The organism is Mesorhizobium sp. WSM4310 (genome assembly GCF_007003935.1).
Taxonomy (GTDB): domain Bacteria; phylum Pseudomonadota; class Alphaproteobacteria; order Rhizobiales; family Rhizobiaceae; genus Mesorhizobium.
Map to the genome: position 1 here is coordinate 12,882 of NZ_VFTA01000007.1, position 21,487 is coordinate 34,368.

Genomic DNA, 21,487 nt, shown 5'->3' on the forward strand with positions numbered 1-21,487 from the left:
TTCGGAGCGAGGGAGCCTCGTAAATCTGGTGAAGCGGTGTACCTCCCTGGCAATTGCAGCGCAGCGCCTGCTGAGGCTGCGAGTTGGGTTCCCTCGGCCCCGCCCGAAATCTCTTTCAGCCGATGCGATCGCCGCTTTTCGGATCGAACAGATGCAGCGCCGCAGGATCGGCCGCCAGCCGCACGGTGTCGCCGGGCCTCACGCCGGCCCGCCCCATGGCAAAGACGCAGAGCTGCTGGTTGGCCAGTTTGACGTAGAACTGCGTCGAAAGCCCGAGCGGCTCCACCACCACCACCTCACCCTGCAGCGCGCCGTCATCGGCCAGCCTTATATGTTCAGGCCGCAGGCCGATGGTGATCGCGTCGCCGTCCTTCAGCGGCAAGCCATCCGGCAGCCGCGGCTTCTGGCCATCGGAAAGCACCGCGTCCACCTTTCCGGCCTTCTCCACGGTTGCCGGCAGGAAATTCATTCCCGGTGAGCCGATGAAGCCGGCAACGAACATGTTGGCCGGCCGGTCATAGAGATCGAGCGGCGCACCAACCTGCTGGATCAGCCCGTCATGCATGACGACGATCCGGTCGGCCATGGTCATCGCTTCGATCTGGTCGTGGGTGACATAGACCGAGGTGGTCTTCAACTGCTGGTGCAGCGCCTTGATCTCGGCACGCATATGCACGCGCAGCTTGGCGTCGAGGTTGGACAGCGGCTCGTCGAAGAGAAAAACCTTGGGATCGCGCACGATGGCGCGGCCCATGGCGACGCGCTGGCGTTGGCCGCCCGACAATTGCCGTGGCAAGCGTTGCAGGAATGTGTCGAGCCCGAGCCGCTTGGCCGCGCCATCCACCCTTGCATCGATCATGGACTTCTGCGCCTTCTTCAGGAGCAGGCTGAAGCCCATGTTCTTCGACACGTCCATGTGCGGGTAGAGCGCGTAAGACTGGAACACCATGGCGATGTCGCGGTCTTTGGGCGCCACATCATTGACCAGCCGCTCGCCGATACGGATCTCGCCGCCTGAAGCCTCCTCCAGTCCGGCGATCATGCGCAAAAGCGTCGACTTGCCGCAGCCGGACGGCCCGACCAGGACGACGAACTCGCCATCGGCGATTTCAAGATCGACCGCGTGCAGGACGCGGACGGCGCCATAATCCTTACGGACTTTTTCGAGCGTAACAGAGGCCATCGATCTATCCTTTGACGGCGCCGGCGGTCAGGCCGGTGACGAGATAGCGTTGCAGGAAGGCGAAGAAGATGCAGACCGGGATCAGCGCAAGGATGGACGCCGCCATCATCTGCCCCCAGTCGACGGCGAACTTGCCGATGAAGGTGAGCAGGCCGACGGCGAAAGTCTTCTGGTCGTCGCTGGAGATCAGCATCAGGGCGAACAGGAGTTCGCTCCAGGCGGCGGTGAAGACAAAGCCGAGCGTCGCGCCCATGCCCGGCAGTGTCAGCGGCACGATCACCTTGCGCATCGCCTGCGCACGGGTGCAGCCGTCGATCATCGCCGCTTCCTCCAGATCCTTCGGGATGCCATCGAAGAAGGACTGCATCAGGAAGGTGGCGAAAGCGGTGTTGAAGGCGGTGTAGATGATGATCAGCCCCGTCAGGCTGTTGATCAGGCCGATCTGCCCCATGACGTGGTAGATTGGCGGAATGACCATGACCAGCGGAAACGTCTGGGTCAAAAGCAGCATCAAGGCCAGCGCCGCCTTGCCGCGAAAGGTGAAGCGCGACATGGCGTAGCCGGCAAGCGTGGCGATGATCGTGACCAAGGCCGCCGTCGACACCGAGACGATGACGCTGTTGAGGAAGTAGCGCGGGAAATCGGTGGCCTCGAGCACGGTGACGAAGTTCTGCAGCGTCATGCGCGATGGCCAGAAGGTGATGCCTTCGGAATAGAGCAGCCGTTCCGGCGTCACCGAGATCTTCAGCGTCCAGTAGATGGGGAACAAGGCGAAGACCACATAGGCCGCGATCGCCGCGTAGAGGCCGACGCCGCCGAAGAACCGTTGTGAGGTTGAGCGTCCCGCGATCATCAGACGTGCCTCACCAGGGAGCGGCGTATGCCGATCAGCGCGATGGCATAGGCGATCAGCAACACAAGCAGCAGCACGGCCACCGCCGAGGCATAGCCCTTGTCCAGCGACTTGAAGGCGCTGACATAGATGTAGACCGGTACCGTGTTGGTCGAGCCGGCCGGTCCGCCCTCGGTCATGACGAAGATCAGGTCGGCGAAGGTGGCGATCCAGATGGTGCGCAGCATCACCGTGATGGCAATCGTCGGCGCCAGGAACGGCAGCGTCACCTTGGTGAAGCGCTGCCAGGGCGAAGCGCCGTCGATCGCCGCAGCCTCGTGCAGTTCCGACGGAATGGACTTCAGCGCCGCCAGCAGCGTGATGGCGAAGAACGGAATGCCGAACCAGACATTGGCGACGATCGGCCCCCACATCGCCGTGGCAGGATCGGAGAGCACATTGGTCGGTTCCGCCTTCAGCCCAAGCGCGAACAACCAGTGCGGCAGTGGCCCGATGATCGGATTGAACAGCCAGGCCCAGGTCAGGCCCGACAGGAAGGATGGCACCGCCCAGGGCAGGAACACCAGCGCCTGCACCGCCTTGCGGCCGCGGAACGGCTTGTCTAGCAGCAGCGCCAGGCCAAGGCCGAGGAAGAATTGGAAGAACAGGCTGGCAACCGTCCACCACAGCGTGTTGACCAGCGCCTGGCCCAGCACCTGGTCCGACAGCATCGCCTGATACTGGCCAAGCCCGACATATTCCGACTTGAACGCCGAGAATTTGCGGAAGGAGTAGCTGATGCCGATGACCAGCGGCACCAAAAGCACCACGACCAGCAGGATGATCGCCGGGCTGAGATAGAGCCAGGGCTCGATGGCGGCGTGCGACAGCCGCTTTCGTCGCGGCTTGCTGGCGGATCGGATTTCGGACACGGCGTAGGTCATCGATTTGGCTCTACGGTGGAGGATGGTGCCGGAAGGCAAAACAGCGTCCTTCACCCGTTCGACGGGGAGAAGATGCAGGTCAACCCTCCGAAGCTGCGGAGGACGGGCAGGCAGATGAGGGCGGCGCTGGCTTCTCAAAACTTGGCGCCGCCCCTCATCCGTCACTTCGTGACACCTTCTCCCCGTGAACGGGGAGAAGGGAAGAAAGACTACTTCTTGTTCTTCGCCAGCCAGTCCTGCTGTTCCTTGGTCAGGAAAGCGGCCCACTGGTCGGCGACGTCCTTGGCGGTCTTCTGGCCAAGCAGCACTTCCTGGAAGTTCTTGATCGCCACCTGGTCGACGAAATTGCCGAGGTTTTCCAGATGCGTCGGCGGAGTCACCATTTCATATTTGGAGGTGTCGCTGAGCTCCGTGAACCAGCCCTTGAACTGCTCGGTCTTGAAATGCGGATCCTGGTCCGCGCCGTTGTGGATCGGCACCACGCCGACTTCCTTGGCCCATTCGAGATTGTCCTTGGGCGAGAGCAGCGTCGCCATCAGCTTCCAGGCATCGTCCTTGTGCTGCGAGTTCGCGAACATCGCCCAGCCGGCATAGCCGAGCGTCGGATAGGACTTGCCGCTCGGGCCAACCGGCAGCGGCGCCACGGCGAAGTCGTCGGCGCTCATCTTGTCGGCGATGCCGAGCAGCGCGTCCGGATCCTGGTTGAGCATGGCGCAGGTGCCGGAATAGAAACCGGTGACGGTCTCATTGAAGCCCCAGCTCACCGCGTCCTTCGGCGCCAAGCCGTCCTTGTACATGTCGGCCAGCATCTGCAGGCCCTTGACCGAGCCCTCCTCGTTGATGGTCGAGGTGCCGTCCTCGTTGAAGTATCCGCCCTTGCCCTGGGCGATGTTCATGAACATGTGCATGCCGTTGAAGGCGCCCGGTCCGCCGCGCAGGCAGTAGCCGTATTTGCCCGGAATGGCGGAGATCTTCTTGGAGTCGGCGACGAACTCGTCGAGCGTCGCCGGCGGGCCGTCGAGGCCGGCCTGCTTGAACAGCTTCTTGTTCCAGAACAGCGCGTTCACATAGTAGCCGTACGGGATCATGAACTGGGTGTTGTTGACCGTCGAGCCGAACTGCTTGGCGCGCTCGCCGAGCGTCTTGGCGTCATCCCATTTGGCCATGTAGGGACCGAGATCCTCGAGCTGGGCATTGTTGGCATAGAGGCCCATCCAGCGTTCCGGCATCTCGACCACGTCGGGCGTGTCGCCTGCCTGCACCATGGTCAGGAACTTTTCGAAGGCCTGGCCCCAGGGTAGTGAGATCAGCTCGACCTTGACGCCGGCATTGGCGGCCTCGAACTCGGCGATCTGCTTTTTCAGGAATTCGGTGCGCGGCGGGCTGGTGATGACTTCGACCATCTTCAGGGTCGAATCGGCCAGCGCGCTCCCGGCGGAAATTGCCAGCCCCGCAACGGTGGCAAGCATGACGGTCAGTTTTTTCATGTTCAAGACTCCCATTTTGAACCCGCTTGTTATTTTCTGGCTTTTTCGAAGGCCTGGGCGACGTCGGCCCAGAGGTCTTCGACACTTTCCAATCCGACATTGAAGCGGATGGTTCGGGGGCTGACGCCGAAGCGCGCCATCGAATTCAGTCCCGGCGTCTGCTCCAGCGACGCCTTGGCCGGCACGACCAGACTTTCATGCCCGCCCCAGCTGACGCCGATGCGGAAATATTTCAGCGCGTCGACGAAGACCGGGATGTCGATATCGTCCGTGACCTCGAAGGAGAACAGGCCGGCATAGCCGGCCAGTGTCGCCTTGCCGGGATGGTTCGAATAGGCTGGATGGTTGACGCGCTCGACATGGGCATGCGCCTTCAGCCGTTCGGCGATGGTGAGGCCACTCTTCATGTGGTGCGGCAGGCGCAGCGGCAGCGTGCGCAGGCCGCGCAGCAGCAGCCAGGCCTCGAATGGCGACAGCTTGCCGCCGAGATAAGAATAGGTCTGCTCGTTGATATGCCTGATATGGGCGGCCGAGCCCGCCACCACGCCGGCGACTGTGTCGCTGTGGCCGCCGAGATATTTCGAGGCCGAATGCAAAACCAGGTCGACGCCATGCGAGATCGGCTTCTGGAACACCGGCGTTGCCCAGGAATTGTCGATCGTGGTGACGATGCCCTGCTCTTTCGCCAGCCGGGTCAAATGCGCGATGTCCTGGAGTTCGAACATCATCGAGGTCGGGCTTTCCAGGTAGAGCAGCTTGGCGCCGGGAAGTGCCGCCGCGACCGCATCCGGATCGGAGCCGTCGACATAGTCGACCTTGATGTTGAGCCGCGGCAACAACCGTTCGAACAGCCGGTAGGCATCGCCATAGCAGTTGCGCACGGCGACAATGCGCTCGCCCGCCCCAACGAAGGCAAGTACGGTGGCGCTGATCGCCGCCATGCCGCTGGAGAAGCCGCGTGCGGCCTCGGCGCCCTCGAGCGCGGCGACGCGCGCTTCGAACTCCATCACGGTCGGATTGTCGCCGCGCGAATAGATCGGCTGCTTTCGTTTGCCGGCAAATGTATCGGCCATTTCGGCATAGCTGGCGAAAGTGAACAGCGAGGTCTGATAGATCGGCGGCACCACCGCGCCGCCGGGAAACGGCTCGTCATGCGCCAGCAATGTCGCCGCCTCAGCAAGATAATCGTGATCGAAACCGGTCGGATGCTCGTTCATGTCTGGCTCGAAAGTTTGAGTTTCGCAGCACCGCGCTTGAGATCGTCCTCGACGGTGGCGATCAGCTTGAGCGCCTCGGCACGGGCGCCTTGCGGGTCGCGTGCGGCAATGCATTCGTAGATGGTGCGGTGATAGGGAAAGCTGGCGTGGCCGAAATCGCGCACGCCCAGCGGATGCTCCCAGAAGCGATGGAACAGCTCGTGCATGGCGGCGATGATCTGCTCGAACAGCGGATTGCCGGAGACCCGGTAGATCGCCTGGTGGAACTCCCAGTCCTCTTCCGACGACATGCCGTCGCGGGTGCGGAAGGCCTGCTCCATGATGTCGAGCTTGCGCATGATTTCGGCAATGTCCGCGGGGCTGGCGCGTTCGGCGCAAAGGGCCGCCGCCTCCGCTTCCAGCGCGCGGCGAATTTCAAGCGTATGCATCAGGCTGGTGAAGTCGTTGCCGCCTGCCAGCGTCAGCGGCATGTGCAGCATGTCGGGCGAAACAGCCGCCTTGAGATAGGTGCCGCTGCCTTGCCGGCGCTCGACCAGGCCAAGCCCCTCCCACCGCGTCAGCGCCTCGCGCACCGTGTTGCGGCTGACCTTCAGCCGCTCGGCCAGGATGCGTTCGGTCGGAAGCCGGTCGCCGGGCTGCAAGGCCTCGGCGCGAACAAAACCCACCAACGCCTTCAGCACGGCGTCATCGCGCGCCGTCGTCTGAATGGGTGGCAGGCTGTTCTGGTCCACAAATCCTCCAAGTGGTCCAATGGTCCAACCAATTTCTGCACAGATGAAACTTCCTGTCAACCAATTGTCAGGAGGACTGTCGGCTTTGCCTTATCGCAAGCTGCCACGCGATGCGCTTCAAGACATCGCGTGGACCCGACTCCATCTATGCGCTAGCCGGCGGGCGGTCCGAACCAGGTGGTCAGCGCCTCAGCCAGCCCCTGTTGGGTTCCGACCCCAACCCAGGCGACATAGCCATCGGGCCGGATCAGCACGGCGGCCGGTGCGGCCACCGTCCCGAGAACCGGCAGATCCCAGGGGCCGTCATATCCAGCCTCCATCTGCCGGACGTGATCCGCCCAGGGCGCAATGTCCAGTCCGCCTGGCTCAGCGAGGTTGAGAAGCACCGGTTGGGCGTCATGCAGCAGACTGAAGACCCGCACCGGACCGTTGGCGGTGGCCAGGTCGAGGTCGGGCATCCGCCGCCCAAGCAGTGGATGTCCCTCGCCGAGATCGTAATGTACACCCAGACCGGACATCTCCCCCGCGATCCGTTTGCGCGGCTCATCCATGCCAAGCAGTTCGGTAAAGATGTCGTTCAACGCCTTGGTGCTGGCATCCATACGGCGAAGCGCAACCTGTGCCTTCGCGTTGCGCAGCACGCGAGCGGCGATCGGATGACGCTCGGCGTGATAACTGTCGAGAAGGCTTTCCGGTGAGGTCCGCTTGACCACCTGGGCCAGCTTCCACCCCAGATTGACCGCGTCCTGCACGCCGATGTTGAGGCCCTGCCCGCCCATCGGCGGATGGATGTGCGCGGCGTCGCCGGCCAGCAGGACACGTCTGTCCCGGTAGGCGGCGGCCTGCCGTGTCATGTCGGTAAAGCGCGAGATCCAGGTCGGACTGTGGATCCCGTAATCGGTGCCATAGACTGCAGCAAGCGCCTCACGGAGATCTTGCAGCGTCGGTTCGCCGCCGATGGTCAATTGTCTCTCGGTCAGAACGACACCCAGCCGGTCGCTGTCTTCGATCTTGCCTATCGCATGAATTCCGTAGGCGTCGCTGCGAAAGCCCAGTGCCGGCTCACTGGACATTTCGACCTCGGCGATCATCCAGCTTATCGTCGGATCCCAGCCGGGGAACTCGATACCCGCCGCCTTGCGGATCGTGCTGCGCCCGCCGTCGCAGCCAACGAGGTATTGTGCCCGCAACCGTTGGCCTCCGGACAGCTCCACGTCGACGCCGCCATCATCCTGCGCGAAACCGGTGACGTCCTGTCCGCGATAGATCGGCACCCCCAACTCGTCGATCCAGTCGGCCAATATCCGTTCGATATGGTTTTGCCGCAGCGCCAGCAGGTAGTTGTGCCGGCTGGGAAAATCGCTGATATCCAAACGGATCATGTGGAAGCCGACGGTCGGGAAGCTTTGCCCTTGCGAGAGAAACCGGTCGGCAATTCCACGCTGATCGAGAACTTCGATGGTGCGCGCGTGCAGGCCGCCCGCGCGCAACCCGACCAGCTGCTGGGTCGGGCGCCGCTCGACAATGGCAACGTCGATGCCCGCCAAAGCGAGCTCCCCCGCCAGCATCAATCCTGTCGGACCGCCCCCGGCGATCGCCACCGCATGCTCCGAAATCATTAATCGCTACTCCCGTTTTCGCGCCTGATCGCGTGGTTTTTACGGGAGGAGACGGGTCTTGCCGCAAGCCCCTTGTGCGCCATATGTATGAAATGGAAGGGGTACTCTGCCGCCGTGATCGCTTGGCCGGCCGACGGCCGTGGATCGAGGACGGGAGCCCTGATTGCTCACAGGCAAAAAAATCAGAGAACTTCGTGCCTTGGCACGAAGTTCTGATGTTCTGTTTGGAGGAAGGGGGCCGGTCGGCGTTTGGCAGCGGTACGAGGAGGCCACTATGTGCCAGCGCCGGCCGGCCGACCCCACGGACCCAGGAGATGCGGCGGACCTGAGCATCATGGGGTATTTCAGGGATCGAGCCGGTTGACTACCCTCGTGCCGGCTTCGTCTTGGCCTTCACATTTGCGCAAGAGCTTATGAAAATCAACAATTTCTTAACCAAGGCTCGCGAATCGCTTGGATTAAGGTAAATAGCTAACCTTATTGGATTGACCGTGGAATCGGTCGCGGGCGCCTACGCCGCCTTGGCTACGACGCGGTTGCGGCCGCCGCTCTTGGCTTCATAGAGCGCGAGATCCGCGCGCTTCATCAGTGCCGCCACCGTGTCCACGCCCTTCAGCACCGACGACACGCCGACGCTGACGGTGACCTCGATCGTCTTGCCGTCGGCGCCAATGGCGAACGGCTTCTGGGCGATTTCGGCGCGGATGCGTTCGGCCACTTTCTCTGCCACGGCGCCATCGGTGTCCGGCATCACCACGACGAACTCCTCGCCGCCGAACCGGCAGGCAAGGTCGATACCCCTGACATTCTTGCGCAGCCGCCGCGCGAATTCCCGCAGCACCTCGTCGCCGCCATCATGGCCATACGCATCATTGATCGACTTGAAACGGTCGAGATCGGTGATCATCACCGACAGCGGCCGGCGCCGCGCCACGGCGCGGTCGAACAGCGTCTGCAGATGGCTGTCGAGATAGCGGCGGTTGTGCAGCCCGGTCAGACCGTCGGTCACCGCCATCTCGATGGTCTGGGTGACACTGGCGCGCAATTGGTCGTTGTAGCGCTTGCGGCGCACCTGGGTGCGCAGCCGCGCCGTCAGCTCCTGCTGGTCGATCGGCCGCATCAGATAGTCGTTGATGCCGAGCTCGAGGCCGCGGATGATACGCTCCTCCTCGCCCTCCTCGGCCAAAAGGATGATCGGCACGAAACGGGTGCGGTCGAGCGAGCGCAATTGCGAGCAGAGCCGCAACGGATCGAAATCGGCGAAGGCCGTCGAGATCATCACGCATTCATAGGACGTCTCGGCGGCTTGAAAGAACCCGGCATGCGGGTCGCCGATGACATCGAGATCGGCGCGGTCGCGCAGCATTTTCTGGATGCGCTCGACCGACGATTTGCGCTCGTCGATCAACAGCACCTTCGGCGTCGTGTCCTCGGACGCGAAATTGCGGCTGAGCAGCTCCTCGATGCCGATGTTGCGCGTCGTCGAGGCACGCAGCCTGAGCTCGTCGGTGAGAGACTTCAACCGGACCAGGCTCTTGACGCGCGTCATCAGTTGCAGATCGTTGACTGGCTTGGTCAGGAAATCGTCGGCGCCGGCCTCGAGCCCGCGCACGCGGTCGGAAACCTGGTCGAGCGCGGTGATCATCACCACCGGGATGTGCGACGTCGCGGGGTCGCTCTTCAGCCGGCGGCAGACCTCGAACCCGTCCATGTCGGGCATCATCACGTCGAGCAGCACGACATCGACCTTGCCGTTCTCGCAGGTCTCGATGGCGTCAGGCCCGTTGGTGGCGGTCAGCACCTCGAAATATTCGGCCAGCAGCCGGACCTCCAGCAGCCTCACATTGGCAGGGATGTCGTCGACGACGAGGATCCGCGCGGTCATTTCACAAGGCTCCGGCTCGGCTGGAAAGGGACATCAGGCATCGCCCAGGTAAGATTTGATGGTTTCGATGAAACGCGGCACCGAGATCGGCTTCGAAATATAGGCCTCGCAGCCGCCCTGGCGGATGCGCTCCTCGTCGCCTTTCATGGCGAAGGCGGTCACGGCGATGACCGGGATGACGTGCAGATCGTCATCTTCCTTCAGCCATTTGGTCACTTCCAGCCCCGACACTTCGGGCAGCTGGATGTCCATCAGGATGAGATCCGGCCTGTGCTGACGTGCCAGGTCGAGCGCCTCCAGACCATTGCGGGTGCGCACTGTCTCGTAACCGCTCGCTTCGATGAGGTCCCGAAAGAGCTTCATGTTGAGCTCATTGTCCTCGACGATCATGACCTTCTTAGGCATCGACATCCCGTCCCGGCCGTCCTTCCGCTCGAAGGTGGCCGTCATGCGCTCCCGGTTGAACGCACCAAACCCTGCTTCACTATACGGCAATATAATTGACGAAACGGAAACCTCCGGGCTGCAAAGCAGCGCGAATTCCACCTCGCCTCGCTGCGCGTCCAAACGGCGCGCGGCGCTGTAAAGGCTTGCCGCAAGCAACTCTTGCCATTACTGCGGAAGAGACTCATTCCACGTACCGAAGGTAGTGATGGCAAACGCGGCGTCAATGCGCGAAGAGGCGGAAACCATTGCCGTGAAGGCGTTGGGCTTCGTCGCCTCTGATCCGGAGCTGTTGCCGCGCTTTCTGGCGATCACCGGAATAGACGCGCATTCGATCCGCAAGGCCGCAGGCGAGCCCGGCTTTTTGGCCGGCGTGCTGCAGTTCATGCTTGCCCATGAGCCGACCCTGATGCGCTTTGCCGAGGAAACTGGCACGCCGCCGGCCGCCGTCGGCAAGGCGTTGCGCGCACTGCCGCTCGGCGACGACAACCATGAGCGGTCCATATGAGCGATGATCCCGAGACCGCGCGCCAGATCGAGGAACTGTCAGCGGACGACCGGCCGCTGCTGGTGCTCGACGTCGACGATGTCGTGCTCGAATTCATCCGCCCCTTCCCGCATTTCTTGAAGTCGCGCGGCTATGGGCTGACGCTGGCGTCCTTCCGGCTGACCGGCAACATTGCCGAAACGGCCAGCGGCCGGCTGATCGAACAGCCGGAAGTCACGGCACTTCTGGGTGATTTCTTTGACGCGCAGGCCGATTGGCAAAGCATAACCGACGGCGCCGCGGAATCCTTGGCAAGGCTTGGCGACCGCGCGGAAATCATAATGCTCACGGCCATGCCGCACCGGCATCGTGCCGTGCGCCGCGCGCATCTCGATGCCTTGGGTCTGAACTATCCGCTGCTGACCACCGAAATGGCCAAGGGACCGGCAGTGGCCAGGCTGCGCGGCAAGAGCGGCCGGCCGGTGGCCTTCGTCGACGATCAGCCGCACAATCTGGCGTCGGTGCGGGAATCGGTCACCGACGCCAATCTTTTCCACCTGATGGCGGACAATTCGCTGCGTGCGTTCCTGCCGCCCGTCCCGGACGATGTCATCGTCGTCCAGGACTGGCACGAAGCCGCGCCGAAGATCGTCGGCGCGCTGGGGCTCTAAAACGTTACACGCAATTCCCAAGGGAAAAACGCTGTGCGTTTTTCCTGGAATTGCTGGAAAGCCCAACCTCAAGGATTCAGCTTCGCGCCGGCCCCACCATTATCGCTGTCGCCACCATTGTCGCTGCCGCCACCATTGGCGCCATCGCCATTGTCGCCGCCGCTGCTGTCGTCCGCGCCGTCACCGTCGTCGACGCTGTCGTCCACCGCCGGATCGGCGGGCTTCAGCATGACGCCGTTGACGGTGACCGAGCCATCGGCCTTGGTGCTGACGGCCCATTCCAGCCGACCGTCCGGCAGCGTCTTGGCAAAGCCCTTGACCATGAGAGCGACAGGCACATACTGCCCGACCTCCGGTTCCGCCTTTGCCGCTTCCTGCAGATGCGCCATGATCTTGTCGAAGCCGGCGACATCGACGGTGAGATTTGCGTCGGGTTTCTGGCCGAAGCTCGTCATCTCGCCTTCCAGCGCGATCTCCATGTCCTTGTTCTTCACAACGCTGTGGCTAATGACGACCTTCGGCGCCTTGGCCAGGAAGTCGGTCTTGAGCTGGTCGCCGAACTCGGCCGACAGCGGCGGATCCTGATTGAGATCAAAGGCTTCGATCGCCTTCTTCGCCATGGTGTCGAGATCGATATTGGCACCGCCGAAGTTCAGGTCGATATCGGTGGGCAGCAACGCCACGCTCCAGCTCGGCAAAAGCTGCTGCGGCACGGTCAGGCCCGACGCCTTGATGCCGTAGGTGACCTTGCCACTCTGGGAAACGCCATCGCTGCCGAACGCGGTGCTGAGCTGGGTCGCGCCGAAAGTGCCTATCGGGCTGTCGACCGCGAAATCCTTGAAGCCATAGGTGCCGTCGATGCGCTCCCACACCGGAAGCGCTGCGCGCAGCAGCGACTTGAGCTGCGCCTGGTTTGCCTTCAGCGTCTTCTCGTCCTCATTGGCCACGGCAAATGCCAGGAGGTCGAGCAGCGGCCTCGTCTGCACGCCCTTGCCGCTGGCTTCCACCGACAATTCCGGCGACTTGATGGTGACCGGAAAATTCAGCCCGTTCTCGGGATCGTCCAGTTTGATCGCCTCGGCGAAATTCGAAATTTTTTGCGACATCGTGAAATCGACGCCGCCATTGGCGGCCTTGGTGGCGGCGATCGTCGCGGTGCCGGCGCCGGTGCTGGCCTCCATCTGCTGCTTGGCATCCTTCGATGCCATCGTCATGCCGGCCAACGAGCTGGTGCCGCTGATGAATGCCGCCAGACTGGGATCATAGATGCCGGAACCCTTGCCGTCCTTGATCGAAAACTGCGTGCTCTGCAGCCCCTCGGGCCCGTTGAACTCGAAGGATCCGCTCTGCGAAAAATCCATCGAGACATCCCAGGTCCCGTCGCTGCGCGGCTTCACCAGCACGGCGTAGGGCGCGAAGTCGAGTTTCACCTTTCCCTGTGCGGGAACCGTCGCGGCAAGCGCCTTGAGATCGAACGCGACCTTGTAGGCGTCGCCTTCGACCGAAACCTTCAGAATGCCCTTGTCGAGCGCCTGTTTGCCGACATAGCGGGACAGGTCATCGGACAATTGCTTGGCACCCTTGCTGTCGACGGTCTGGCCGAAGGCGGGCGCGCTGAAGAGAAGCGCGGCAAAGGCAATTGGCAACATACGGTTCACGGGAAGTCTCCGTTGATCGAAAAGGCAAAAATCGTTTCGTGCTTCTGGTAGGGAAATACCATCACAACTGCAAGATGATGACAGTCAGGCTGTCAGCCAAAAGCAGGAGCCGGTTATCAGCGCTGTGAAGCTATACCTTCAAGGGCTCTGTTTCGCGCCTGCATCGCCGTCACCGTCTTGGCTGCCGTCGCCATGAAAGCGAAAGGCAGGGCACGTTTCACAAGAATTCTCCGTTTCTTTCATGCGGGTATGAAGTTACCGCCACAACTGCAAGATGAAATCAACAACGCCCGCCGACAAAAACGAGATCAAAGCACCAGCCGCATCAGCGGCCGGCCCGCCTTGCGTTCCACCAGCCTCTCGAACCCGGCTTTCTCGAACACCCCCGACGAGCCGACGAACAGGCCGATCGAGCGCGAATCGCGCGACAGGTCGATCGGGCAGGCCTCGACAAGCCGTGCGCCGTTGCCGCGGGCGAAATCGATGCCGCCTTCGACGAGGCGGTGCGTGATGCCCCGGCCCCGCGCCTTGGCGCGGACGAAGAAGCAGGAGATCGCCCAGACGGCCGGATCGGAAGCGTCGGCGGGATCGATCGGCGCCGAGCCCCTGCCCTTGTTGTTCCATTCAGGCACGTCGGCGCGCGGCCCGATCTGCATCCAGCCGACCGCCTTGCCGTCCTCGAAGGCCAGCAGGCCGGGGGGCGGGCCGGCCTCGATGCGCGCCTTGATATGGTCCTTGTTGCGTTCGCGGCTGCTCTCGCGCCGCGCCGCCGGCGCCAGCCGGAAATGCGTGCACCAGCAGCCGTAGCAGGCGCCCTGCTTGCCGAAAAGGTCCTCGAAATCAGGCCACAGCTCGGGCGCCAGCGGTACTACGGTCGTGCTCATATGGTTCTCCCCAGGCCAAGCTTGTCGCTAGCCCTGCACTGTCGTACCATTGCCTCTGTTCTCTTTATGTTCGCAGTGATGGCGGCCCCTGTCAACAATCCCGATCACGGTTTTTGCCGTGACTGCCTGACGTTTCAGCGCGGTGAATCGCGCCGCTGCCAGCGCTGCGGCAGCCCTCGCCTTGCCCGTCATCACGAGCTTTACCAGCTGCATCTGGCCCATATCGATTGCGACGCCTTCTACGCGGCGATCGAAAAGCGCGACAACCCGGCGCTCAAGGACAAGCCGCTGATCATCGGCGGCGGCAAGCGCGGGGTCGTCTCCACCGCTTGCTACATCGCCCGCATCCGGGGCGTGCGCTCCGCCATGCCGATGTTCAAGGCGCTCGAGGCCTGCCCCGAGGCGGTCGTGATCCCGCCCAACATGGAAAAGTACGTACGTGTCGGCCGCGAGGTGCGCGCCATGATGCAGGCGCTGACGCCGCTGGTCGAGCCGCTGTCGATCGACGAGGCGTTTCTCGACCTCGCCGGCACCGAACGGCTGCACGGCCTGCCGCCGGCCGTGGTTCTGGCGCGCTTCGCGCTGGCCGTCGAGAAAGAGATCGGCATCACCGTTTCCGCGGGCCTCTCCTACTGCAAGTTCCTCGCCAAGATCGCGTCGGACTTCCGCAAGCCGCGCGGCTTTTCGGTCATCGGCGAGGCCGAGGCGGTCGGCTTCCTGGCGACGCAGCCGGTGACCATGATCTGGGGCGTCGGCAAGGCGTTCAACGCCACGCTGGAACGCGACGGCATCCGCACCATCGGCCAGCTTCAGACGATGGAGCGTGGCGACCTGATGCGCCGCTACGGCGTGATGGGCGACCGGCTCTACCGGCTTTCGCGTGGCGAGGACGTTCGCCGCGTCGACCCCGACCAGGACGCCAAGAGCGTGTCGGCCGAAACCACCTTCGATACCGACATCGCGTCGCTGGACGAGTTGGTCGCGGTGCTGAGAGGGCTCTCGGAAAAGGTCTCGGCGCGGCTGAAAAAGTCAGGCATTGCCGGACGCACCGTGGTGCTGAAGCTGAAGACCCAGGATTTCAAACTGCGCACGCGCAACCGCCAGCTCGGCGACCCGACGCGGCTCGCGGACCGTATCTTCCAGACCGGGGTGGAGCTTCTTCGCAGGGAAACGGACGGCACGAAATTTCGATTGCTCGGCATCGGCGTCAGCGACCTCTCCGACGACGACAAGGCCGACCCGCCGGATCTGGTCGACGTCAAGTCGCGCAAACGCGCCATGGCCGAAGGCGCGATCGATGCGCTGCGCGACAAATTCGGCCGCAAGGCGGTGGAGACCGGCTATACGTTCGGCAGGGGTCGCGATGCCCATCCGCCGGAGCCGCTGGAAGACTGAGCCTAGATACCGGATGTGTCGAGATTCAGTCGGATCCTGCCGTCAGACGCGCGTCAGATCGATCAGGCTCATCACCACGTTCTTGCCGGTTTTCGGATCGGTATCGGTGACCGTGAGCCGGATGCCGTTCTCGCCTCGCTTCTCGACCGTCATCCGCGCCTTGCGATCGCCATTGACCTCCTGGGCCCAGCGGATGCCAAGATTGATCGCGTCGCCCGAACGGCTGCCGTTCAGCTGTGCCGGTCCGGTGCGCGACCCGACATAGACGCCGCTATATTTCGCACCCGCCACCTTCAACTTGGCACTGATGGCCCGCGTCACCAAAACGAGACCGCGGCAATTGCCATCCAGCGAGAGCGAGGTCGAGGTCGCGTTCGACTTGAAGCTGCAGGAAACACTGACGTTCGGCACATCGGTGGTCAACTGGACAGTGCCCTTGCCGGCAAAACTGCCCTTGAACGACTGGAGAAACTTGGTCTCGTCGGCATGTGCCGTGCCTGCCGCGACCAGGAGACAGCCGGCAAGCGCAAATTGCGCGAATGGTCTCATCGAAATTCTCCCTGTCGACGCTGAAAGACGTCCTGCGAAGCTCGGCTGAATACCGGGACTCAACGCCCACTGCCCTATCGGGTTCCGCTCGCGACATGACCGTTTTGCACATCACGCCACTGCAACTGGCCCAGAAGAATGGAGTGACTAGCAATTGCGGCAAAAGCCCCAGCCTGCGAGATAGCTGCCATGGCACCCACCCCCTCGATCCCCAAGGCCGCGTTCTGGATGGCGCTGTCGATCAGCTCTTTCCTGGCTATGTCGGTCGCCGGCCGCGCCACGACGGCCGAACTCAACGTCTTCCAGGTGCTGGAACTGCGCTCGGTGATCGGCTTCTTCATCCTCTTGCCGCTGGTGCTGGCGAGCGGCGGCTTCGCGGCAATGCGCACGCAGCGTCCCCTCGCCCATCTCGCCCGCAACGTCGTCCACTATAGCGGCCAGGCGGCATGGCTCTACGCCTTGACGCTGATCCCGCTGGCTGTGCTGATCTCGATCGAATTCACTACGCCGATCTGGACGGCGATCCTGGCGGTGACTTTTCTCGGCGAAAGGCTGAGCCGGCCGAAACTGGCGGCAGTCGTGCTCGGCCTGATCGGCGTGGTGGTCATCGTCCGTCCAGGCGTCGACGCGGTCGATCCCGGACATCTGGTCGTGCTGGGCGCCGCGGTCTGTTTCGGCATATCGCTGGTGCTGGTGAAATCGCTGACGCGCACCGACAGCGTCGTGCGCATCATTTTCTGGATGCTGATCATCCAGTCGGCGCTCGGCCTCATCCCCGCGCTCTACGTGTGGCGCACCCCATCGCTTGAACTCTGGCCCTGGATCCTGCTGATCGCCTTCACCGGCATGTCGTCACATTTCTGCATGGCCCGCGCGCTTACCTATGCCGATGCCACCGTCATTTCGCCGATGGATTTCCTGCGGGTGCCCTTGTCGGCGCTGGTCGGCTGGCTGCTCTATCACGAGCAGATCGACGCTTTCACCGCTGGTGGCGCGCTGCTGATCCTGATGGGCAATCTGCTCAATCTGCAGCGCAAACCGGTACAGCCGGCTGAAGTGGCGGCATCGTAGGGTTCGGCCCGTCAGCCGCCTTCGTTCGGTATGTTGAGGACTTGCCCGCAGGCCTTGCAGTGCACGGCATCCGGTTCATGCCGCTGCAGCCCGCATTGCGGACAGGGAAAGAACACCTTGGCCGGCCGGAACATCGCCTGCGCCAGCCTGACAAACAGCGATATGCCGATGATCATGGTGACGATCGCCGTCAGCTTGCCGGCCATTCCCGGCAGCACGATGTCGCCGAAGCCGGTCGTCGTCACCGTGGCGACGGTGAAATAAAGCGCGTCGATGTAGTTTTCCAGGCCGGCTCCATTACGGAAGAAGAAGGTGTAGACGAAGCCGGTGATGACGAACAGAAACGTCAGGAGGTTGATGACCGCATGGCTTGCCTCGCGCCAGGGCCTGAGCCCACGCATCTCGAAATGCCGCCAGATCGAACCGCTGCGCGACAGCGACCACAGCCGCAGGATGCGCAGAGATTGGCGAGCGCCGTCGGCATCAGCAGCGTCAACAGGATGAAGACATCCACCCAGGAAGTCGGCTGCTTCATCAGGCGCAGCATGTCGTTTGAGGCCAGCAGCCGGGCGATCAGATCGGCGCCGACGAGCGCGGCCACCGCATAATCCAGCCATAGGAACGAGGCCGATTGCTGGATGACGGGTGTCGCGATGAAGAAGGCGACAATGGCGAGATCGATGACGATTGCCGCAACCTGAAACCGGAAGGCGGCGGGCATGCGCCCATGATAGAGCCTGCGCAGCGTGTCGCGCAGCCGCGCCATGGCGGAACGATCCTGTGATGCTCGCTTGTCCGCGGCCTTCATGCCGATCGCGATGACATGGGCGGCATGTGCCGACGCCTGCCAAGGGCGAGGGTCACACCAACTCCACTTCGACCACACCGGGCACGGCGCGCATTGCCGAGGCGATCTGCGGCGAAACGCGGTAGCCGCCCTGCAAGGCGATCTCGACCTCGCCCTGGGCCTCTTCCTTGATCACGATGATGCTCACCTGGCTTTCACCGCGCTGGGTCAGCTGGGATTGGATTATCGAGGCGGGTCCATCGTTCCTGACGAATATGCGCAGCGCCTTCTGGATGCGGCTTGCCTCCTCCTCCAGCGATTGCACGGAGTTGATGCGCAAATTGACGCCCTCGGGCCGGTCCTCGGCCGCGACGGTGATCACGACGGAGCGGCCAGCTTCGAGCAGGTCACGGTACTGCGCCAACGCTTCGGAAAACAGCACGGCCTCGTACTGGCCGGAAGTATCGGAAAAGGCCACGACGCCCATCTTGTTGCCGGTGCGCGTCTTGCGCTCCTGTTTGCTGGTCACCGTGCCTGCCAGGCGGCCGGCGGAAGCGCCGCGTTTGACGGCGGCCGAGAACTCCGCCCAGTTCTGCACCCGCATCTTCTGCAAAGCCGCCTTGTATTCGTCGAGCGGATGGGCCGAGAAATAGAAGCCGACGACCTGGAATTCGCGGTGCAGCCGGTCGGCCGCGAGCCATGGGTCCGTCGCCGGCAGGTTCAGCGCCTGCGACTGTGCGCCGAGCGAGGCGCCGAAAATATCGGCCTGTCCGGAAACGGCGTTCTGCTGGGCAAGTGACGCCAATCCCATCATCCGTTCGACGCCAGCCATCATCTGGGCGCGGTCATGGCCGAAGCAGTCGAGCGCGCCGGCCATGATCAGGCTTTCGAAGACGCGCTTGCCGACGATCTTGGGATCGACCCGCTCGCAGAAATCGGCGAGATTCTTGAACGGCTTTTCGCCGCGCACGGCAACGATGTGCTCGACCGCCGCGTCGCCGACGCCCTTGAGCGCCGCCATCGAGTAATAGATGCGGTTCTCGCCGACCTCGAAAGGCCGGAAACTCGTCATCACCGACGGCGCCAGAACCTCGATGCCGAGGCGCAGTGCGTCCTGGCGGAAGTCGGCAAGCTTGTCGGTATTGCCCATGTCGAGCGTCATCGATGCGGCCAGGAACTCAACCGGATAATGCGCCTTGAGATAGGCGGTCTGGTACGAGACCACGGCGTAGGCGGCGGCGTGCGACTTGTTGAAACCGTAGTCGGCGAACTTGGCCAGCAGGTCGAAAATAAAGTCGGCTTGCGGCTTGCTGACACCGCGCTCGACCGCCCCCGAGACAAAGCGCTCGCGCTGCTTGTCCATCTCGGCGCGGATCTTCTTGCCCATGGCGCGGCGCAGAAGGTCGGCCTCGCCGAGCGAATAGCCGGACAGCTCCTGCGCGATCTGCATCACCTGTTCCTGGTAAACGATGACGCCTTGCGTCTCCTTCACCAGATGGTCGATCTTCGGATGGATCGAGGCCATCTCCTCCTCGCCATGCTTTCTGGCATTGTAGGTCGGGATGTTCTCCATCGGGCCCGGCCGGTAGAGGGCAACGAGCGCGATGATGTCCTCGATGCAGTCGGGCCGCATGCCGATCAGCGCCTTGCGCATGCCGGCACTTTCCACCTGGAACACGCCGACCACCTCGCCGCGCGACAGCATGGCGTAGGTCTCGGGGTCGTCGAGCGGGATCGTCGCCAGATCGATGTCGATGCCGCGCCGGCGGATCAGCTTCACCGCCGTCTCCAGCACGGTCAGCGTCTTCAGGCCGAGGAAGTCGAACTTCACCAACCCGGCCTGCTCGACATATTTCATGTTGAACTGGGTGACCGGCATGTCCGAGCGCGGATCGCGGTACATCGGCACCAGTTCCGACAAAGGCCGGTCGCCGATGACGATGCCGGCGGCGTGTGTGGAAGCGTGGCGGTAAAGGCCTTCCAGCTTCTGCGCCATGTCGAGCAGCGTCTGGACGATCGGCTCCTTCTCGGCCTCTTCGGCAAAGCGCGGCTCGTTGGCGATGGCATCCGCGAGCTTGACCGGATTGGCCGGGTTCTGCGGCACCATCTTGGACAGCTTGTCGACCTGGCCATAAGGCATCTGCAGCACACGGCCGACGTCGCGCAGCACGGCGCGCGCCTGCAGCGTACCGAAAGTGATGATCTGGCCGACCTGGTCGCGGCCGTATTTCTGCTGGACGTAGCGGATCACCTCTTCGCGACGATCCTGGCAGAAGTCGATGTCGAAGTCGGGCATCGACACGCGGTCGGGATTGAGGAAGCGCTCGAACAGCAGGGAGAAGCGCAGCGGATCGATATCGGTGATGGTCGTCGAATAGGCGACCAGCGATCCGGCGCCCGAACCACGGCCCGGTCCGACTGGAATGCCTTGCGCCTTGGCCCATTTGATGAAGTCGGCAACGATCAGGAAGTAGCCCGGAAATTTCATCTTCTCGATGATGCCGAGCTCGAACTCGAGCCGTTCGCGATATTGCTCGACCGTGTAGCCCGGCGTCGGCCCGTGCAGCGCAAGCCGCGCGTCGAGCCCCTCGCGCGCCTGGCGCGCCAGCTCCGCGGCCTCGGCCTTTTCGGCCGCATCCTTATCGGACCCATCGCCGCCGGTGAAGCGCGGCAGGATCGGGCTGCGGGTTTTTGGATAGTAGGAACAGCGCTGCGCGATCTCGACCGTGTTGTCGATCGCTTCCGGCAGGTCGGCGAACAATTGCGCCATTTCGGCCTGGCTGCGCAGGAAATTGTCCGGCGACAGCCGGCGGCGGGTGTCGACGGCGACGACGGAGCCTTCGGCAATGGCAATCAGCGCGTCATGCGCTTCATAATCGTCGCGCGACGAGAAGAAGGCTTCGTTGGTGGCGACAAGCGGTAGTTCGTGCGCGTAGGCGAGATCGATCGTCTGATGTTCGATGACCCGGTCGTAGCCCGCGACCCGGTCCAATTCGACATAGAGCCGGTCGCCGAACATCGCCTTGAGCGTCAAAAGCCGCGCCTCGGCCAGATCGCGGCGATCCTCCTTCAAGGCGTTGCCGATCGGGCCGCGCGGCCCACCGCTGAGGCAGATCAGCCCATCGGCCTTTCCCTCCAGCATCTCAGTCGTCAGATGCACCGCTTCGCCGGGCGGCGTTTCCAGGTAGACGCGGCTGACCAGCCTGACCAGGTTGGAATAGCCGGCTTCGGTCGCGGCGAGCAGAACGACCGGCCGCATCTCCGGGCCTTGACGTCGGCGGTCGCGCTGGCCATCGCTGTTCTCACCGGAAAAGGCGAGCGCGATCTGGCAGCCGATGATCGGCTGGATGCCGTCCTTCACCGCCTTCTGCGCGAATTCGAGCGCGCCGAACAGATTGTTGGTGTCGGTGACGGCGATCGCCGGCGCCTCGTCCTTCACGGCATGGCCGACGATCTTGCCGAGCTGGAGCGCGCCCTCGAGCAGCGAATAGGCCGAATGCACGCGCAGATGCACGAACGGCCGCGCCGGCACCTCCGGCCGCGCGGCCGCAATGGCGGCTTCGCGCTTCAAGGGATCGCGTGGAAGTCTGTCATCCGCCATGGTTTCTCGCGCACTCGAAGGCTCTGAGTCGATGGAGATGTA

Annotated in this window: 17 protein-coding genes and 1 pseudogene; 4 read left to right on the forward strand and 14 right to left on the reverse strand. The window is 63.2% G+C overall.

The annotated features are described in order from the left end of the window. Positions 1 to 115 precede the first annotated feature (115 nt). From ugpC to FJV80_RS10110, 9 genes are all read right to left on the reverse strand, one after another. Positions 116 to 1,183 (reverse strand): sn-glycerol-3-phosphate ABC transporter ATP-binding protein UgpC, encoded by a 1,068-nt coding sequence (ugpC, locus tag FJV80_RS10065; RefSeq protein WP_142876277.1) that lies wholly within the window; start codon positions 1,181 to 1,183, stop codon positions 116 to 118. A 4-nt stretch (positions 1,184 to 1,187) separates the two neighbouring features. Continuing rightward, positions 1,188 to 2,036 (reverse strand): carbohydrate ABC transporter permease, encoded by an 849-nt coding sequence (locus tag FJV80_RS10070; RefSeq protein ID WP_142876278.1) that lies wholly within the window; start codon positions 2,034 to 2,036, stop codon positions 1,188 to 1,190. Next, complete coding sequence (locus FJV80_RS10075; RefSeq protein ID WP_095772763.1) at positions 2,036 to 2,959, reverse strand: sugar ABC transporter permease; 924 nt, start codon at positions 2,957 to 2,959, stop codon at positions 2,036 to 2,038. The genes FJV80_RS10070 and FJV80_RS10075 overlap by 1 nt, the downstream gene beginning before the upstream one ends. A 209-nt stretch (positions 2,960 to 3,168) precedes the next feature. Beyond that, positions 3,169 to 4,446 (reverse strand): sugar ABC transporter substrate-binding protein, encoded by a 1,278-nt coding sequence (locus tag FJV80_RS10080; protein ID WP_142876279.1) that lies wholly within the window; start codon positions 4,444 to 4,446, stop codon positions 3,169 to 3,171. A 29-nt stretch (positions 4,447 to 4,475) separates the two neighbouring features. Beyond that, positions 4,476 to 5,663, reverse strand: coding sequence for a PLP-dependent transferase (locus tag FJV80_RS10085; protein ID WP_095790086.1), 1,188 nt, complete (start codon positions 5,661 to 5,663; stop codon positions 4,476 to 4,478). Then, a complete protein-coding gene (locus FJV80_RS10090) occupies positions 5,660 to 6,394 on the reverse strand; it encodes a FadR/GntR family transcriptional regulator (protein WP_095772765.1) in 735 nt (244 codons plus the stop codon). The genes FJV80_RS10085 and FJV80_RS10090 overlap by 4 nt, the downstream gene beginning before the upstream one ends. 152 nt (positions 6,395 to 6,546) lie before the next feature. Further along, positions 6,547 to 8,013, reverse strand: a complete 1,467-nt coding sequence (locus FJV80_RS10095) for an FAD-dependent monooxygenase (RefSeq protein WP_142876280.1) — start codon at positions 8,011 to 8,013, stop codon at positions 6,547 to 6,549. A 511-nt stretch (positions 8,014 to 8,524) separates the two neighbouring features. Continuing rightward, positions 8,525 to 9,898, reverse strand: a complete 1,374-nt coding sequence (locus FJV80_RS10105; protein ID WP_095790083.1) for a PleD family two-component system response regulator — start codon at positions 9,896 to 9,898, stop codon at positions 8,525 to 8,527. Between the two features lie 33 nt (positions 9,899 to 9,931). Then, positions 9,932 to 10,303, reverse strand: a complete 372-nt coding sequence (locus tag FJV80_RS10110; protein ID WP_006334976.1) for a response regulator — start codon at positions 10,301 to 10,303, stop codon at positions 9,932 to 9,934. A gap of 247 nt (positions 10,304 to 10,550) precedes the next feature. Here FJV80_RS10110 and FJV80_RS10115 point away from each other — a divergent pair, with 247 nt between their 5' ends. Together FJV80_RS10115 and FJV80_RS10120 are read left to right on the forward strand one after the other, a co-directional pair. Next, on the forward strand, positions 10,551 to 10,850 hold the full coding sequence (locus FJV80_RS10115) for a DUF3572 domain-containing protein (RefSeq protein WP_142876281.1): 300 nt from the start codon (positions 10,551 to 10,553) through the stop codon (positions 10,848 to 10,850). After that, a complete protein-coding gene (locus tag FJV80_RS10120) occupies positions 10,847 to 11,500 on the forward strand; it encodes a hypothetical protein (RefSeq protein ID WP_095772768.1) in 654 nt (217 codons plus the stop codon). Before FJV80_RS10115 ends, FJV80_RS10120 begins: the two co-directional genes overlap by 4 nt. Positions 11,501 to 11,568: 68 nt before the next feature. On the opposite strand, the gene FJV80_RS10125 is transcribed toward FJV80_RS10120, so the two are convergent. Further along, positions 11,569 to 13,149: a hypothetical protein gene (locus FJV80_RS10125; protein WP_095772769.1), complete on the reverse strand. Its 1,581-nt coding sequence runs from the start codon at positions 13,147 to 13,149 to the stop codon at positions 11,569 to 11,571. A gap of 317 nt (positions 13,150 to 13,466) precedes the next feature. Next, positions 13,467 to 14,042, reverse strand: a complete 576-nt coding sequence (locus tag FJV80_RS10130; protein WP_095772770.1) for a GNAT family N-acetyltransferase — start codon at positions 14,040 to 14,042, stop codon at positions 13,467 to 13,469. A gap of 66 nt (positions 14,043 to 14,108) precedes the next feature. Here FJV80_RS10130 and FJV80_RS10135 point away from each other — a divergent pair, with 66 nt between their 5' ends. After that, on the forward strand, positions 14,109 to 15,437 hold the full coding sequence (locus FJV80_RS10135) for a DNA polymerase IV (protein ID WP_142876282.1): 1,329 nt from the start codon (positions 14,109 to 14,111) through the stop codon (positions 15,435 to 15,437). Positions 15,438 to 15,479: 42 nt separating this feature from the next. On the opposite strand, the gene FJV80_RS10140 is transcribed toward FJV80_RS10135, so the two are convergent. Continuing rightward, the gene (locus FJV80_RS10140; protein WP_142876283.1) at positions 15,480 to 15,986 is read right to left on the reverse strand and encodes a hypothetical protein; all 507 of its coding nucleotides are present in this window, start codon (positions 15,984 to 15,986) and stop codon (positions 15,480 to 15,482) included. A 189-nt stretch (positions 15,987 to 16,175) separates the two neighbouring features. On the opposite strand from FJV80_RS10140, the gene FJV80_RS10145 reads away from it, so the two are divergent. Next, on the forward strand, positions 16,176 to 17,057 hold the full coding sequence (locus FJV80_RS10145) for a DMT family transporter (protein WP_095772773.1): 882 nt from the start codon (positions 16,176 to 16,178) through the stop codon (positions 17,055 to 17,057). An 11-nt stretch (positions 17,058 to 17,068) separates the two neighbouring features. Here FJV80_RS10145 and FJV80_RS10150 read toward each other — a convergent pair. Beyond that, positions 17,069 to 17,865: pseudogene (locus tag FJV80_RS10150) on the reverse strand (ion channel). Positions 17,866 to 17,917: 52 nt separating this feature from the next. Continuing rightward, positions 17,918 to 21,445, reverse strand: a complete 3,528-nt coding sequence (gene dnaE, locus FJV80_RS10155) for a DNA polymerase III subunit alpha (RefSeq protein ID WP_142876284.1) — start codon at positions 21,443 to 21,445, stop codon at positions 17,918 to 17,920. Positions 21,446 to 21,487: the final 42 nt, after the last annotated feature.

Excerpts from the sequence above, each read along its gene's own strand:
- FJV80_RS10075 (WP_095772763.1), bottom strand. The coding sequence starts at position 2,959 with ATGACCTACGCCGTGTCCGAAATCCGATCCGCCAGCAAGCCGCGACGA.
- FJV80_RS10120 (WP_095772768.1), top strand. The coding sequence starts at position 10,847 with ATGAGCGATGATCCCGAGACCGCGCGCCAGATCGAGGAACTGTCAGCG.
- FJV80_RS10105 (WP_095790083.1), bottom strand. The coding sequence starts at position 9,898 with ATGACCGCGCGGATCCTCGTCGTCGACGACATCCCTGCCAATGTGAGG.
- ugpC (WP_142876277.1), bottom strand. The coding sequence starts at position 1,183 with ATGGCCTCTGTTACGCTCGAAAAAGTCCGTAAGGATTATGGCGCCGTC.
- FJV80_RS10115 (WP_142876281.1), top strand. The coding sequence starts at position 10,551 with ATGGCAAACGCGGCGTCAATGCGCGAAGAGGCGGAAACCATTGCCGTG.
- dnaE (WP_142876284.1), bottom strand. The coding sequence starts at position 21,445 with ATGGCGGATGACAGACTTCCACGCGATCCCTTGAAGCGCGAAGCCGCC.
- FJV80_RS10125 (WP_095772769.1), bottom strand. The coding sequence starts at position 13,149 with ATGTTGCCAATTGCCTTTGCCGCGCTTCTCTTCAGCGCGCCCGCCTTC.
- FJV80_RS10085 (WP_095790086.1), bottom strand. The coding sequence starts at position 5,663 with ATGAACGAGCATCCGACCGGTTTCGATCACGATTATCTTGCTGAGGCG.
- FJV80_RS10130 (WP_095772770.1), bottom strand. The coding sequence starts at position 14,042 with ATGAGCACGACCGTAGTACCGCTGGCGCCCGAGCTGTGGCCTGATTTC.
- FJV80_RS10080 (WP_142876279.1), bottom strand. The coding sequence starts at position 4,446 with ATGAAAAAACTGACCGTCATGCTTGCCACCGTTGCGGGGCTGGCAATT.
- FJV80_RS10135 (WP_142876282.1), top strand. The coding sequence starts at position 14,109 with ATGTTCGCAGTGATGGCGGCCCCTGTCAACAATCCCGATCACGGTTTT.
- FJV80_RS10095 (WP_142876280.1), bottom strand. The coding sequence starts at position 8,013 with ATGATTTCGGAGCATGCGGTGGCGATCGCCGGGGGCGGTCCGACAGGA.
- FJV80_RS10145 (WP_095772773.1), top strand. The coding sequence starts at position 16,176 with ATGGCACCCACCCCCTCGATCCCCAAGGCCGCGTTCTGGATGGCGCTG.
- FJV80_RS10140 (WP_142876283.1), bottom strand. The coding sequence starts at position 15,986 with ATGAGACCATTCGCGCAATTTGCGCTTGCCGGCTGTCTCCTGGTCGCG.
- FJV80_RS10110 (WP_006334976.1), bottom strand. The coding sequence starts at position 10,303 with ATGCCTAAGAAGGTCATGATCGTCGAGGACAATGAGCTCAACATGAAG.
- FJV80_RS10070 (WP_142876278.1), bottom strand. The coding sequence starts at position 2,036 with ATGATCGCGGGACGCTCAACCTCACAACGGTTCTTCGGCGGCGTCGGC.